Source organism: Paraburkholderia sp. 40, from assembly GCF_050434105.1.
Lineage (GTDB): Bacteria > Pseudomonadota > Gammaproteobacteria > Burkholderiales > Burkholderiaceae > Paraburkholderia > Paraburkholderia tuberum.
Map to the genome: position 1 here is coordinate 458288 of NZ_JBNPVY010000004.1, position 14337 is coordinate 472624.

Annotated in this window: 14 protein-coding genes and 1 pseudogene; 5 read left to right on the forward strand and 10 right to left on the reverse strand. The window is 61.1% G+C overall.

Annotated features, from left to right (window positions below):
- The first annotated feature begins 181 nt into the window (after positions 1–181).
- Both OKW28_RS23775 and OKW28_RS23780 read left to right on the forward strand, forming a co-directional pair.
- Complete coding sequence (locus tag OKW28_RS23775; RefSeq protein WP_429449415.1) at positions 182–898, forward strand: hypothetical protein; 717 nt, start codon at positions 182–184, stop codon at positions 896–898.
- Between the two features lie 698 nt (positions 899–1596).
- Positions 1597–2149 (forward strand): annotated as a pseudogene (locus OKW28_RS23780) (hydroxymethylglutaryl-CoA lyase); the annotation flags it as partial.
- Between the two features lie 405 nt (positions 2150–2554).
- Here the strand turns inward: OKW28_RS23780 and OKW28_RS23785 are convergent.
- The gene (locus OKW28_RS23785) at positions 2555–2839 is read right to left on the reverse strand and encodes a hypothetical protein (RefSeq protein ID WP_429449416.1); all 285 of its coding nucleotides are present in this window, start codon (positions 2837–2839) and stop codon (positions 2555–2557) included.
- Between the two features lie 302 nt (positions 2840–3141).
- Between OKW28_RS23785 and OKW28_RS23790 the strand changes: the two genes are divergently transcribed.
- The gene (locus tag OKW28_RS23790) at positions 3142–3390 is read left to right on the forward strand and encodes a hypothetical protein (RefSeq protein WP_429449417.1); all 249 of its coding nucleotides are present in this window, start codon (positions 3142–3144) and stop codon (positions 3388–3390) included.
- A gap of 1085 nt (positions 3391–4475) precedes the next feature.
- On the opposite strand, the gene OKW28_RS23795 is transcribed toward OKW28_RS23790, so the two are convergent.
- The 9 genes from OKW28_RS23795 to OKW28_RS23835 form a co-directional block, all read right to left on the reverse strand.
- Positions 4476–5864: an adenylate/guanylate cyclase domain-containing protein gene (locus tag OKW28_RS23795; protein WP_429449419.1), complete on the reverse strand. Its 1389-nt coding sequence runs from the start codon at positions 5862–5864 to the stop codon at positions 4476–4478.
- Between the two features lie 58 nt (positions 5865–5922).
- Positions 5923–6285, reverse strand: a complete 363-nt coding sequence (locus OKW28_RS23800) for a BufA1 family periplasmic bufferin-type metallophore (protein WP_429449421.1) — start codon at positions 6283–6285, stop codon at positions 5923–5925.
- Positions 6282–7295, reverse strand: coding sequence for a YeeE/YedE thiosulfate transporter family protein (locus OKW28_RS23805; protein WP_429449423.1), 1014 nt, complete (start codon positions 7293–7295; stop codon positions 6282–6284). Before OKW28_RS23805 ends, OKW28_RS23800 begins: the two co-directional genes overlap by 4 nt.
- Before the next feature lie 221 nt (positions 7296–7516).
- Entirely contained in the window at positions 7517–8026 is a 510-nt protein-coding gene (locus OKW28_RS23810; RefSeq protein ID WP_429449424.1) for a cupin domain-containing protein, read from the reverse strand.
- A 52-nt stretch (positions 8027–8078) separates the two neighbouring features.
- The gene (locus tag OKW28_RS23815; RefSeq protein WP_429449426.1) at positions 8079–9131 is read right to left on the reverse strand and encodes a patatin-like phospholipase family protein; all 1053 of its coding nucleotides are present in this window, start codon (positions 9129–9131) and stop codon (positions 8079–8081) included.
- A gap of 11 nt (positions 9132–9142) precedes the next feature.
- Positions 9143–9925, reverse strand: coding sequence for a 3-hydroxybutyrate dehydrogenase (locus tag OKW28_RS23820; RefSeq protein ID WP_429449427.1), 783 nt, complete (start codon positions 9923–9925; stop codon positions 9143–9145).
- Positions 9926–9936: 11 nt separating this feature from the next.
- Entirely contained in the window at positions 9937–11331 is a 1395-nt protein-coding gene (locus tag OKW28_RS23825) for an NAD(P)/FAD-dependent oxidoreductase (RefSeq protein WP_429449428.1), read from the reverse strand.
- Between the two features lie 33 nt (positions 11332–11364).
- On the reverse strand, positions 11365–11880 hold the full coding sequence (locus OKW28_RS23830; RefSeq protein ID WP_429449430.1) for a DoxX family protein: 516 nt from the start codon (positions 11878–11880) through the stop codon (positions 11365–11367).
- An 82-nt stretch (positions 11881–11962) separates the two neighbouring features.
- Positions 11963–12280, reverse strand: coding sequence for a BufA1 family periplasmic bufferin-type metallophore (locus OKW28_RS23835; RefSeq protein WP_429449432.1), 318 nt, complete (start codon positions 12278–12280; stop codon positions 11963–11965).
- Between the two features lie 276 nt (positions 12281–12556).
- On the opposite strand from OKW28_RS23835, the gene OKW28_RS23840 reads away from it, so the two are divergent.
- Both OKW28_RS23840 and OKW28_RS23845 read left to right on the forward strand, forming a co-directional pair.
- Entirely contained in the window at positions 12557–13264 is a 708-nt protein-coding gene (locus OKW28_RS23840; protein ID WP_429449434.1) for a response regulator transcription factor, read from the forward strand.
- Positions 13265–13361: 97 nt separating this feature from the next.
- Positions 13362–14324, forward strand: coding sequence for a sensor histidine kinase (locus OKW28_RS23845; RefSeq protein WP_429449435.1), 963 nt, complete (start codon positions 13362–13364; stop codon positions 14322–14324).
- Positions 14325–14337: the final 13 nt, after the last annotated feature.

The window sequence follows — 14337 nt, forward strand, 5'->3', positions numbered from 1 at the left end:
ATGCGCCTACCGCATGCGCCTCAATCGAAAGGCAATTCAAGTCTGGTCGACATCTGGCCGCGTGGCTTTTATGAGCGGACGAATTCGCAAGCAAATGTAAACGTGATGAACCGCCGAAATGACCGAAGGTCCAATGGGGCTCAATCGATCAATCATCGGACAAAGAAGGGAGATTCCGAACATGGCGAAACGCGTATCCTGGATCGCAATGCTGGCCGCGGCCGCGCTTGTTGCGCCCGCCGCTTCGTACGCGCAACTCAATCTCCAGCAATTCGGTTTCGGCGGCAACAAGGCGGAGCCGGCCGCGAGCGGAACAAATGGCGCGGCGCAGCCCTCGGCGCTGACGTCGCTCGTGCAGAACTACCTCGGTGCGAACCAGCAGGTGCTGAGCGGGCAGTCGAGCCTCGCTTCGTCGATGGGGATGACGGGCGTCGCGAGCCAGGCGCAGTCGGCGGCGGGAATGCTGGCGGGTGCGGCTGGTTCGGGCGGTGCGGGCGGGCTGCCGAGCGCGAGCGTCCTGTCGCAACTCGGCGGGACGCAGCAGAGCGTGTCGCAGTCGCTGATGCAGGCGTTCACTCACGGTTCGTCGACGCCCGCGTCGACCGGAGCCAGCAAGCAGGCGTTCACCGACGGCCTCGCGTCGCTCGGCAAGGGCGTGAGCCAGTACGCGGGGCTGCAATCCGATCTCGGCGCGGTAAGCAATACGATGAGCATGTCGTCGCTCCTGCAGGCGGGCTCGAATCCGGCGACGGCACAGGCGGCGACGTATATCGCGCAATCGGCGCCTGGCCAGTTGCAGTCGCTGGTCTCGACGCTGTCGCAGGCCGTGCAGTACGCCAAGACCAACGGGATTGCGGTGCCGGCGGTCGCTACTTCGGCGTTGAGCGGCGTGAGGTAGGCGGCGCATTCTTGAGAGAGCACGGTCTTGAGGGGCAGATGTAAAAAAGCGGCGAAGCCTTGAGGGCTTCACCGCTTTTTTACTCCTGCATCGTCTCACCGTGAAGACGTGGTCAATCCCGCAAAAGTCGTGATGTACGGGAAGTGCTGTCGGATTCATTATCTGCAAGCAAACGACCGCCAAGTGCACGATGTTGAACCCGCGGCTTTTCGACAAGCGTGGCAGTCTGTCGGCTGGCCGTCTATGACGACTGTTGGACCTCGGCAGCGGCCACTGAGATATCGCAGGATGCGGCGACCGGATATTGGGTCCACTACTGCCGGTCGCCGACAGACCGCCGTCGGCCACGAACAGCCAATCGCAGGTTCATGCCGAATGGCCGAAATGCGGTGAAGTTCAGCCCGTCACGGTTACGCACGCTTCACAGAATGTCGTCTTCCTATGGCGAGTCAGCAGATGTCTCGCACGCAAAGCGTTGCCGATTTGGCGATGGCCGGCTTTCTTGAACGCCCGCATGTGCTGACAGATGTGAGATGCCAATCATGTCCAGACACAGAACTCCGTACCCAATCAATTCTTCACATTGGGCTGCCCAGGGTGCGTTTGTCCGTTTGCCGGTGCTCTCGCCAGCGATTCGAGCGAAATCGGCGTGATGCAGCAACCGGCCACGCAGTGCGGCTGTCAGAGTCCGCTCGTTTTCGAAAGCGGACCTGATGCTCGTGCCACTCGGCGAGCCGAGAGCACAGCCTCGCGAACCTACGCAAGACACCCGATGAGGTAATCGCCGAAGTTGGCCGCATGGGCGCGATGCGCGACTCGGCCGACTCGAAGACGCTGATCGAATGCGGACTCGGCACGGCATTTGGCTGCGCGATCCAGGACCACGTCGAGCAAGGCGAAGTGCTGTGCTGCATGCGGGCGGTGCTCGACTCGCGCGCGGACCACGTGAGCACTGCGGACACAGCCGGCTACGCAGGTCCCGCCGCGATGCGCGATCTGTTCGAGAAGGCGCGCAAGGTCGCGGGCGAGCGCTTCTGGTGCGGCAATTTCCGTGACACCCGTGGCCTTGCGCTCGCCAACATCTATGCCGCGCAGGAAACCAGTGTGACCCGCTTCGATGCGACGCTCGCGGGTATAGGCGGCTGCCCGCATACACATGGGGCGAGCGGCAACGCGTCGAGCGAAGACCTGGCGTTCATGCTTGCCGACATGGACATCGAAACGGGTATTGACATCTCGGCGTTGCTCGCCTGACGAGCGTTGTCCGCGTTCTGGTTAATCGTCGAGGTGAGTTCCTCCATGCTGGCAGCCGTCTCCTGCAATGAAGCAACACCATGACAATGCTGACTAGACCCGCCACCACCACGAAGCTACCGACGCTTCGGTACAGCGTCGCGTGGAATTCCCCATCGATGCCGTCGAGGTAGACGCCTGTTTGGAAGACCCAGCCCTATGGCGCCTACGTATCAGAACAGGAAATCTTTGGCACGATGTCACTCGTGCCTGGTTTGGCAGGGTCGCGCCGGCTTTTTTAAAAGTTGGGCTGGCGGTAACGGAATCGAGCACCATCGCGTGACGAATCGTGACGGCGCCCGATTGGACATTAGACCGACGTTGATTTCGTGGCACCGGAAACGCGGCGCTTCGAGGCGTCAATCAACTGCCCCGATAGAGATCGTTGATGTCGACCTGCACACGCGCACCACTCGGCTGCGAAGCCGGGGATTCGACGGAGCCGCCGACAGCACCGTGGTCGCTGCGGGTGTCCGCAGCGTTGTGCTGTTCCGCCATGAGCGTTTGCGCGCTCGGGCCGCGTTGCGATGACGGCGCGCCAACCTCGGCGTTATAAAACGGTGCAGGACCGTAACCGCTCGCAAAAGCGGGAGCGGCGAGCAACGCAGATGTGGCGACCAACACTGCGACAGTGAGCTTCGTCTTCATAATGACCTCCAAAAACCTCAATGAATGCTGGAATGCGCCCTTTTAGGGACGTTCATCACCAGTCCGCAACGGCGTTGTCGGGCCGTCGCGAGATTAGTATCGGTTTCAAAGTTCACGCCCCTATCAAGGAAAGATCACAAGTCGGTCACACTGGTGCCCGTCTGAGCCCACTAGTTCCGATGAGACAAAAACGTGACGCATGCTTGACCGGCGCGTTAATTTCGGCAGCCATACTAGAGTCCAGAAGTGCGGGTTTCTTTAAGCATCTGCCGCACGTAATACGAGAGGGGAAGGAGAGGATCATGAACACCGCTCAACAATCTTTGCGCGCGCTGGTCGACAAATGGCTTGCACCGACTGTGGCCACGCCGGCTCACGTCACTCGGTTCAGTCGCATGAACTCGAATCACCGGCGCTACGTCTGCGTCGAAATTACGCGTCAAACTCGTATGGCGATATTCTTTTTCCGGCACGATGATGGGTGGTGTGTATTTCCACCCGGCGCGCATGGGCCTACCATTGGCGACCGTGCTCGCGCATCGGCCGGCTAGTCGACCCGGAGTCGGTGTACCCCGGATGCGCGATGCTCGGGAAATTTCGACGTGCTGCCCGCACTGGCGGCGACCTCGCTTCGAGGTGCAGCACCGGATCTACTGCCCGAGCTGTATGCGTCCATCAACTGAAAATCACATGTTCGCCACAGGCGGGCTCGCACGCGTCGCAGTTCGGGGAGTTAATCCGATGACTGCGCGATCTCAAAGCGCCATCTGTAACTGTCTCAAGTCCGTTCCCGAACGGACAGTCGCGAAGCCAGGTCGCGCGTCTCACATGGGTCCGACTACCGCCACCCGCATTTTTCAAGCAGACGCTCACCGTCCCGCCTGCGGCACGCGATCGCGAGTCGTCACGCTCGCGACGGCCGTCAGTCAGGAACTCACGCGCAGCTCGCACGGTCAGCGCATTGAGCGTGGTGTGCATCCCGCAACGGCGCCCGCTCACTGAGCCCGTTTCCCACGTCAATGCCTTGCCTTGACTGGAGAATGCACGCTGTCGATTCATTGCGATCACCAGCGCCGTACTCGCGTCGGGAGGATTGTCACTCACTGATTGCACCACGACGCCTGCATCGTCGGACGCGACACCCGAGGTGAACGCCGGGCGGCGCCAATCGCTACGCGAACGTGAATGCAACCCTCGAGCATCTTTGCGCGACGGTCCACGGCTCGCGCGAGATGGTCGTGTGCTCCACGAGTTCAAAATGAACATGGCCCTGGATCTTTCGCTGCATGATGGTGGCGCGCGCCGGTTATTCCGGTTCGCAACGCCGTTAGATCGTGTGCCTCGAGCTTGCTGCCGCATGCGAGATTGAACAGGGGGTGTTTTCGAGTGCGACCGGCGAGTCCGAGCCGAATCTGGTTCATCGGGATTTCCTTCAGTTGCAGACGTGTCTTTTGCCCAACTACGTGGCCCTTGTTCCGGGGCGGCCTCACTTCTGAAAGCCAGTGGACGTTTCCACGATCGTCACCTGAAAGAGACTGGGACACAATCCTGCGTTTGTCGAGCAGTACGGGCAGGTTTACCGCAGTGCGCGGTATATCGGCCAAAACGGTGATTGACACAAGGTTGCTCGCGACTTTCAGTCAATCATCGGACGTTGTAGCTGATCGGCCCGAGACCGTGCCCCCAGTATGACCAGATCCACCGGTTGCGCGATGCCACCAACGCTCCGGTTAGGCGCGGTCGCTTTCTTTGCGTCATATCCTTGAGAGACCGCCAGTTCATAAGTGATACGTGTAGTCAGTCCCCGAGTGTCTTCGGCTTTATTGTGCTTTTCAAGCTTCGCGGCAAGGTTAACGGCCTCACCGATCACCGTATATTCGAGGCGCGTATCGTCGCCGATGACGCCGAACACGACCTGGCCACTCGCCGCGCCCATGCCGACATCGGGCGCTATCTGTCCAGATTGCCGGCGCTTCGTCCGCCATCCGTGCACCGCACTTGCGATCGCGTCGACGGCGCGAAGCGCGTTCGCTGCATACTGGCTGTCCTGCGTGACCGCGCCAAAACTCGCGAGAATACCATCGCCCATGAACTTGTCGACGCTGCCGTGATGTGCTTTGATGATCGGCACGGCAAGGCGCTGATATTCGCCGAGCAACGCAATCAGCTCCGACGGCGGGAGCGTGGCTGATGCCTGGGTGAAGTCGCGCAGGTCGAGAAACAGGATCGCCGCATCGCGCAGATCGCCATGACCGGCCATGACTCGCGCGTCAGACTGGGTGATCCGGTGCGCTATGGAATCATCGAAGAAGAGCGATAAATCCGCGACAGCCTGCTGCCCCGACACAGACTTCACGACAAACCGGCGCGCACGAAAGAGCGTGAATGCAAGTACTGCGGTGACCATCAGAATGGCGAGCACCTTGTCGAATTCGCCGCCGTAGTGAATCTGGATCGAACGCAGCGCGGTGACATAGTCCCAGGTGACCGGGTTGTCGGGTGAGTGGGTCACCGCATAGCGTAACAGAACAAGCCAACCTGCCGCCGCGGTGAGACCGGACAACGCGACCCAGATTGGCTCCAACCGCAGCGCTCGCAACGCGATCAGCATGAACACATACACAAACTCAGTGCTCTTCAGGTAGAACTGTGCAGGCTGTTCATATTGAAGGTGGTACGCCCATATGACGAACATCAGTACGATCATCTCAGCGACGACGGACAGACCCACCATCCAGCGAGTGAGCTGCCCGGTCATTGCGAAGTAAAGGCGCACAAGTGTGAGCACCGCGAAGAGCGTCAGTCCCAGCGGCACGGCTCTTATCGGTGCGTCCGGAGAAAAGCCGGGTGGGGTGCTCGCGTAGAGCACGGCGAGCAACGACGCGATCAGTAACTGGACCGCCGTGACCAGCAGTTCGCTGCGATACTGTTCACGTTCGAATTCGCGCAGCACGCGCGTCGGCAGGCTCGTCTGCCCGCTTGCGGCATATATCACTGCGCGTACCATCTGTCCGGGCGTCCACATTGCATTCCTCGATTTCCGTCTGCATGAGCGCTGGCGGGAGCGTGCGTTCAAGCCGTTGCTATCCGGTTGACCTGCTGGCGCCGTCCGCGATTTTTGCGCAGGTCCCCGCCGGAAGCATCAGCCATTCGTCGCCAGCGGAATCGCGTGGGGCGCGTCCTGCGCATGCATGCTTTGCGGTGCCGCAGTCGTTCTTTCCCGCGCGCACGATGCCGAAGCAGCGTTCACGGTCGGATGTAAACGACGCATGCGCGTTCGGCATCAAATGGGTGTTGAGCCGAATCGCGAGCAGAGCTACGCCGATCGCGCTGCTTATGACCAATGTGTTGCCAAACCGATGTCCCATGTCGCTTCCCTGATATAAATCGTTACGCTCGCAACTACCACGGCGTCGGTCGCGCGTGTGCCGACGAAAGTGAATCATCCGTGCTCGGCCTGTTGCACCGAGCGTTCGGTCATGGCTTTCTCCACGACCGACGCCGTGCCGATCGCGGTACACATTGCAACGAACGCAACCCACGCATAGGGATACAGAAGCGGCATTCCGACGAGAAGAAGGCCGTCGTTGCCGCCGGGAATCAAAAGGCTGCCCCATCCCATTAGCGCACCGCCCAGCAGGCACCTCGCCACTTGCAAGGCCGAGACGGGGATGCTGCCTGACCGGCCTGCCATGCGGCCGCCCACGACTGCCCCGAGCAGCAGGGCGAGCAGCAGCATGATTCTGACGACGAGACTGGTGGCCATGCCGCGAGCAAGTTCGGTCAGGACATCGGTGTAGGACCATGCGCCGACGAGAAGCAGCATGACTACAAAGGTGATGCCGATCACTGTGGTCGCGGCATGCGGCGACCAGGACCGGCGGATGATGCCCTGCTGCGCCCGTTGAATCGCGCAAGGCCCCGATCCGCCCGGACGCGCGCTCAGCGACGAATGCGTGATGCGCCAGATGATGAACGCGCCGAACAGTAACAAAGCAGAAGCGGGCGAGTGGAATACGAACGAACCATACGCCAGAGTCTGATGCGCGGGATACGCCCACCAAGCCCGGAAACTCAAGCAGCCCACGTAGAAGCCGAGGGGCGTCGCGACATAAGCCCATTCACCCGAACCCAGTCTCGCGATCGCACCGAAGACGCACGCGCCATTGACGAAGGCGCCGAAGCCAAGCAACGCACCGCCCAACACAGTCATGTAATTCACGGGATAGCCGGCCGGCATTTTCACGAGCGCCTGAAGCATTTGTGCAAGCACCAGTCCTCCCGCGACCCACACCGATGCCTCGACGATCGCAATGAGACGGTTGAATCTGCGTTTGCCGACGATTTCGTTCACGGCGACAACCGTGCATGTCGCCCCGCGTTGAATTGCGAAGCCCATGACGCCGGCGCAAAGGGCGGCGACGACGAACGCAATACTGGTTACCATGACGTTCATTGGACGATCATCCGTTGAGGGTGCCGGCGCACGATCCACGCGAAAACGATACGACAGGCGAAACCACACCTGTCTTTGCTCGCCACATCTTCCTTCGAGGAGCCAGGCGTCGGACGACGATTAGATGACTCGGCATGACAGGCGTTTGTTTGAGGTCAGCGTCAAGCAGACGAGGCGAGCCGGCGCAGGCGGGACACAATGCCTCGCGCCGGCGCGCGGACTCACATCGTGTGCGGATCCATCTTCGCTTCGACTGGAAAGAGATCTACCGAAATCAACACGACAGGTACGGTTCCCTCGTTCTTCCACCAATGCTGCGTGCCGTTGCGTTCGGGAGCCACGTCACCGGCCTTGTGTACGATCGGCAGCGCACAATTGCTCGCGTATTCGACGATTTCTCCGGAAACCACGTAGATCTGCGCTGGACGGTTCTGGTGGCTATGCCATGGCACGATGCCTCCAGGCGCCACGTCGAGTTCACGCAGGCGCAATAGCCGGCCCTTCAGCGCAAGCGGCTCCTTCGACAAATCGGTCGACGCCCGCACGGTGTCGGTTACGCCTGTCGGTGTGCTCGGTCCGGGCTTCTGGCCCTGGCCGTCCGCGACCTTTTTGTCGAGCGGGCATTCACCCGCGCTCGCCGCCGTCGCCATAGCCGACATCGCAACGGCGAGCATTCCCGCTAGTGCGCACTGGTGCCAGATCGACACACGTTGTTGACTCTTGATGCTCATGATGTCCTCTCTTGAGGTGTGGGGGGAATTGCCTCTACGCGCAGACGCACGTCTACAGAAACTCGCTGTGGATATCGATGCTCGAGCGTTGGCCGAGTGCTTCGTAGTTGGCACTGAGCCACGCGTCGGCTTCCGCCCGGCCCTTGTCGTGAAGAAAGCAGAGGAAATCCCAGTCTGCGTTCAGCTTGCTCGACACGCCGAGCGCGCTCATGGTTTCGTCGGAGCGGATCGAATGGATTAGCATCTGCTTCATTGCGCCGCGTGCGATCTTGCCGTCGTCGATCAGGCGCGTGACGAAACTGATCGCACGCAGTTCGCGCATCAGTGACGAGTTGAAGCTGACTTCGTTGATGCGGTTGAGGATCTCGCCTGACGTCCTGGGCACGCCGCGACGCACGATAGGATTAATGTGGACGATCACCACATCGTTCGTGCCGCAGTTGTAGATCAGCGGATAAATCGCCGGATTCCCGACATAGCCGCCATCCCAGTAGTGCTCGCCATTGATTTCGACGGCCTGAAACAGGAACGGCAGGCACGCGGAAGCGAGCACGGCGCGGGCGCTCATGTCTTCCCCCGAGAAGACGCGGACCTTGCCGGTTTCGACATTGGTGGCACTGAGATAGAGATGGATCGGGCAGTGCTTTCTCAGCGCATCGAAATCGACGTGCTGTTCGAGTACGTCGCGCAGCGGATTGAGGTTGAGCGGATTGAACTGATAGGGCGACAGCATCCGTAGCATCATGTCCGTCATCAGGTACATGGGCGATCGATCCAGGGTGTAGCCGTCGTGCAGGAACTTCTCCCATGGCAGCTTGCGAAACGGATTGTTTATTTCCGCCGCGCGGGAGATGTCATGCCAGAAATCGCGCAACGCGGTGCGCGCCCCCTCGGGGCCGCCCTGCATGAGGCCATGTGCGAGCACCGCTGCGTTCATGGCACCGGCGCTGGTCGCGCTGACGCCCTCCACGGCAAGCCGGCCGTCTTCCAGCAACCGGTCGAGTACGCCCCACGCGAAGGCGCCGTGTGCGCCACCGCCCTGTAAAGCAAGTGCTATCGGTTTTTGCCCGCCGTTCGCAGGTCCCGTCTTGCGCTTCGTAGCCATCTTTCACCTCTTTAGTGCTGGGACCAGCCGCCGTCCATCGCCAGCGCAGCCGCTGTCATCGACGCCGCACTGTCGGAACTCAGGAACACCGCGAGCGCCGCGAGCTCTTCCACGGTCACGAACTCCTTGCGCGCCTGATGGACGAGCATCACGTCGCGCACCACATTCTGTGGAGAAATGCCGTGTGCCTTCGCCTGATCGGCGATCTGCTGTTCGGCGCGCGGTGTCTTCACATAACCGGGGCAAATCGTGTTGCTGGTAATGCCGTGTTCGGCGACTTCGAGCGCGACCGTTTTGGACAGTCCGAGCAACCCGTGCTTGGCCGCGACATAGGGCGACTTGAACGGCGACGCGAGCAGGCCGTGAGCCGATGCGATATTGATGATTCGCCCCCAGCGCTGCGCCTTCATGTCGGGCAGCACGGCCTTGATCAGATGGAATGCGGATGAGAGATTGATCGCGAGGATCGCGTCCCACTTCTCGTCGGGTTGTTCGTCGATGGGCGCGACGTGCTGGATACCCGCGTTGTTGACGATGATGTCCACACGGCCGAGCTCGCCGCGTGCGTAACGTGCCATCGCGCGAATGTCGTCAGGCCTGCTCATATCGGCGGCCGAGTAGCGCACGCCCACGCCGTGATCGCGTTCGAGGGCCGCACGCGTCATCTCGATCTCATCGGCATTGCCGAAGCCGTTGAGTAAGACGTTGGCGCCTTGCGCTGCCAACGCCGTGGCGATACCGAGACCGATGCCGCTCGTCGAGCCGGTGACGATGGCTGATTTGCCGTGAAGCATGAAATTCTCCTTTAGAAGTTGCTGTTGGCGTGCTGAACGCTGGAGCGAAACCTGGTCTGACAAGCCGGGTGGTCCTCAGCGACGACCGTTTCCACAGGCATGTCACCAGGCGTCTCGCGTCGCTCCTCATCGGCCTCGTGGGTGCGCGTGAAGCGCAGGTGCGTGATGTCAGTCGGGAAGAACATGCCCCAGGTCCATTCCACGAAGATGCGCAGCTTGCGGCCGAGCGTCGGCATGCGTGCGAGATACAGCGCGCGCCACAGCAGCCACGCCGGCAGGCCCGTGACGTTGACCCCATAGATTTGCGCGACACCCTTCATGTGGCCGATGGTTGCCATCGCACCTCTCGTCGTATAGGAAAATGGCTTGCCGGGCCGGTGAAGCAGGCGGTTTGCGACATTGACCGCGAGTTGGCGAGCTTGTGCGATCGCAAACTGTGCGGTAGGCGGAGACAGGCCGTCAGTCGCGGCGTTGTGGACGAGCGCGCAGTCCCCGATGGCCCAGAGCCCCGGCATGCCACGCACCGACATGTCGGGCTCGGTTTCGATGCGGCCGCGCTGGACCGGCAAGCGAACGCTTTGCGTGAGCTTTTGTACGAGCGGATTAGGCTTTGTGCCGATCGTGCAGACCACCGTCCCGCCGTCGACCGTTGTGCCGTCGGGCAGCGCGACGCCATCGGCGTGCACCTGCGCCGCACGCGTCTTCAGACGCACGTCGATGCCACGTGCAGACATCAGCCGTGCCGCAGCGATGCCGAGCGACTCGGGCATCTCGGGCAACAACCGATCGCCGTCGTGCAGGATCGTGACGGCCAGTTCGTCATCCTTGACGAGCTTGTAGAAGCGCTTGACGCTATGGATATAGTCGGCTAGTTCGCCCGCAACCTCGACCCCCGAAAATCCCCCGCCGATCACAATGAAGTGTCCCAGCCGGCGCCGCATATCGGGGCAGGTTTCGAGCTCGATGCGCGCAAGCTGACGCAAGACCCGATTGCGGATGAACATCGCATCGCCGACGAGTTTGAGCGGCAGCGAATGCTCGGCCATCCCTGGCACAAGGTCGAGATTCGCCCTCATGCCGAACGCGAAGATCAGATGTTCGAACGGAATTTTTCGGGCTCCCGCAAGCGTCCTGCCGTGCACGATCCGGCGCTGGTAGTCGACATCGCCGACCGACGCCATGATGAATCGCGAGTGCGCCAGCATCTGCCGAATCGGCACGATCACCTGCTCGGGGAAGACCGACGCACCGACGACTTCCGCCAGCATCGGGTTGAACGTTGTGTAGCTTTCTTCGCTTACCAGGATCACGCGGTACGGCGGCCGCACGATGTAGTCGAGATGCCGGGCCAGGGTGGTGCCGGCGAATCCGCCCCCAATGATGACGATGTTTCTGTCGGTGCTCATGTCCGCTCCTGGTATCTGAAAGCCTTGTCCGTGTTACATCGAGTCGCGATTCAGCGCGCGCCGAATGTGACGGCTGAGGAGGTAATCGAGGGAAAGCTTGCCCGGTCCATGCAGCAGGATGACGAGAAGGAGGACGCCCCAATACTGGTGATCCCTCAGGCCGGCGTCGCTCAGTCCCGGATACGAAAGCACCGCGATGATGTTGAAGATGAACAGACCGAAAGCCGCGCCGCGTGTGCCTAGACCGAGCACCAGCAACACCGGGAAGCCCAGTTCCGCCGCTGTGCCCATATAGGCGGCGAGCGCCGGCGGCAGCAACGGCACGGAATATTCGCTGTGAAATAGCGCGAGCGTCGTCGCCCAGCTCGCGATCTTGGTCAGGCCCGACTGGAAGAAGACGAGGCCGATCATGATGCGGATGCCCAGATCGAGCACGGGGGTGAGAACTTCCAGCATGCCGATGACTGCCTTGCCGGCGACGACGGCTCGCATTGGGAGGAGGCCGGAGGCGGCCGACGTGATTCCGGACGGGGTGGATGACGACTTCATTTCGGGTCCTCGATTCGTGATGCCAGGCGGCACGCGGCTCTGGCGCGTGCCGGACCGGACGTTGACGGGGCGGCGCCGCGGGTCAGCCCTGGGCCGCCTTGGCTGCCGGGCTGAGCACGCCGCTCTTGCCGCCTGGCTTGGCATCCTGCGACAACTGCAGATGACCGCCGGAGATCTTGTCGCAGGTGCCTTTGGGCACGAGCACCCATGCTTCCGCGTCGCGGTCGATCTTCACCGTCGCCGCACATGAGCTTTTGCTGGTGCCGCAATCGTTCTTGCCGGCCTTCGCAATGCCCGCGCACTTTTCGAAGTCGGCGGCAAATGCGTGGGTGCTGACTCCGACTACGCCAAACGCGAGCAGACTTGCGAGGGCGCCGTGAATGATGCGTTCCTTCTTCATGATCAGTTCTCCAAGATGGGTTGGGACTCGGACAGACCGTTTGCCTGTCTCTGGTAAGCAGTGTGCAAAACGGAACTCACGCCCTTGTCCGCAAAAAATCAATTTTCTGTAACGACGGACGCTGCATGGGTTCGCAGGGCCATCCCAGGTTGGATCGCGGTGCGGCAAGGACTAGAATGATCAGGAAGCGCTGACCGAAGCGGCATGGGTCGCCAAGCCACGAAGTCCAGTTCGTCGAACCGCGTCTGCGCCTTCACGCACGAAAGAGGTGAAGCCGTGTCACGTCATGTTCTGGTGATCGAGGACGAAGACGACATCGCGCAACTGGTCAAGTTGGAACTGACCAGGCAGTCGTGTGAGGTAACTGTGTGCAACGACGGCAAGGCAGGGCTCGCCGAGGCGCTCGCCCAACCGTACGATCTCCTCGTGCTCGATCTCATGCTGCCGGGTGTCGACGGCCTGGAAATCTGCAGACGCTTGCGCAGTCAGCCGCGCTATACGCCGATACTGATGCTCACTGCGCGCTCCACAGAACTCGACCGCGTGCTGGGGCTGGAGATGGGCGCCGATGACTATCTGACCAAGCCGTTCAGCGTCCTTGAGTTCGTCGCACGGGTCAAAGCGCTGTTCCGGCTCGTCGACATGCTTGTCAATCCGCCGGCGGACGCACCGAAGTTGATCGAAACGAAGGACCTCAGAATCGATATCGAGAAACGCGAGGTGACGGTGCGCCGCGAGCCCGTCTGTCTTACGGCGAAGGAGTTTCAGCTTCTGCTGCATTTCGCGCAGAATCCCGGGCGCGTCTATAGTCGCAGCCAGTTGCTGGATGAGGTCTGGGGCTACAGCCATAGCGGCTACGAGCACACCGTCAATTCGCACATCAACCGTCTTCGCGCAAAGATCGAAATCAACCCCAACGATCCCGACTATATTCAAACCGTGTGGGGTGTCGGCTACAAGTTTCGCAACGCTTCGAAAGGCTGATCCGCTCATGTACCGAACGCTGTACGGCAAGCTCGCGATCGTGCTGATGACGGTGTTCGTCGCGATCGGCGCGATCATGATCCTCGCCTCGCAGAAGATGTTCGAGGAGCAGCGGCTTTTTGGGCTTGCAACCAACCTTATGGTTGGAACGGTCGTGTTCAGCCTGATCGCAGCGTTGATCGTCTTCCGGTTTCTGACTGTCCGGCTGCGCATGTTGTCGGAATCCATCGAAGCGTTTCGTGCGAGCGGCTTCACGACGCCGGTTCCACTCACACTGCCTGGCAAACTCGACGATGAGATCTATCGGCTGAGCGCCGCATTCCAGGCGATGTCGGAGCGCATCGCCATGCAACTGGGGCAACTTGAACAGGTTGACCGGCAACGGCGCGAGTTACTCGCGAACGTCTCGCATGACTTGCGCACGCCGCTCGCGTCAATGCAGGGCTACCTCGAAACCATGCTGATCAGGGCGGACGAATTGACGTCCGAAGAAAGAAACCGCTACCTGCAGGTAGCGGTAAAACACTGCGAACGATTGGGCAAGCTGGTGCAGGATCTGTTCGAATTGACGAAGCTCGAGGCGCACGAAGTGAATCCGCAGATCGAGACCTTCCCGATCGCGGAACTGGCACAAGATGTGGTGCAGAAGTTCGCGTTGAAGGCCCAGAAGTGTCAGATCACTCTGGTCGCGAAGTGCGAGCCTGATTGTCCGCCCGTGCGCGCCGATATCGGCATGATCGAGCGGGTGCTGGAAAACCTCATTGAGAACGCAATGCGCTATACGCCAGTGGGTGGGGAGATCGGAGTCGAGGTCCGTCCAGCGGGAGCGCGCGTGGAACTGCGTGTGCGCGATACCGGCGAGGGAATTCGTGGCGAGGAACTGCACAATATCTTCGATCGCTACTATCGCGTGGACCGCTCCGAATCCGGCGGCACCGGCAACGCCGGGCTTGGGCTTGCCATCACGCGCCGTATCGTCGAACTGCACGGCGGAGACATTCAGGTCGAAAGCGCGCCGGGGCTTGGCACGACGTTTATCGTGGATCTGGCGGTAGCGTAATGCGCGTGGCGCG

Coding starts and splice junctions, on each gene's coding strand:
- OKW28_RS23805 (WP_429449423.1), bottom strand. CDS start 7,295: ATGAACGTCATGGTAACCAGTATTGCGTTCGTCGTCGCCGCCCTTTGC.
- OKW28_RS23810 (WP_429449424.1), bottom strand. CDS start 8,026: ATGAGCATCAAGAGTCAACAACGTGTGTCGATCTGGCACCAGTGCGCA.
- OKW28_RS23800 (WP_429449421.1), bottom strand. CDS start 6,285: ATGATTCACTTTCGTCGGCACACGCGCGACCGACGCCGTGGTAGTTGC.
- OKW28_RS23775 (WP_429449415.1), top strand. CDS start 182: ATGGCGAAACGCGTATCCTGGATCGCAATGCTGGCCGCGGCCGCGCTT.
- OKW28_RS23835 (WP_429449432.1), bottom strand. CDS start 12,280: ATGAAGAAGGAACGCATCATTCACGGCGCCCTCGCAAGTCTGCTCGCG.
- OKW28_RS23815 (WP_429449426.1), bottom strand. CDS start 9,131: ATGGCTACGAAGCGCAAGACGGGACCTGCGAACGGCGGGCAAAAACCG.
- OKW28_RS23795 (WP_429449419.1), bottom strand. CDS start 5,864: ATGTGGACGCCCGGACAGATGGTACGCGCAGTGATATATGCCGCAAGC.
- OKW28_RS23830 (WP_429449430.1), bottom strand. CDS start 11,880: ATGAAGTCGTCATCCACCCCGTCCGGAATCACGTCGGCCGCCTCCGGC.
- OKW28_RS23820 (WP_429449427.1), bottom strand. CDS start 9,925: ATGCTTCACGGCAAATCAGCCATCGTCACCGGCTCGACGAGCGGCATC.
- OKW28_RS23785 (WP_429449416.1), bottom strand. CDS start 2,839: ATGAAGACGAAGCTCACTGTCGCAGTGTTGGTCGCCACATCTGCGTTG.
- OKW28_RS23790 (WP_429449417.1), top strand. CDS start 3,142: ATGAACACCGCTCAACAATCTTTGCGCGCGCTGGTCGACAAATGGCTT.
- OKW28_RS23845 (WP_429449435.1), top strand. CDS start 13,362: ATGTTCGAGGAGCAGCGGCTTTTTGGGCTTGCAACCAACCTTATGGTT.
- OKW28_RS23825 (WP_429449428.1), bottom strand. CDS start 11,331: ATGAGCACCGACAGAAACATCGTCATCATTGGGGGCGGATTCGCCGGC.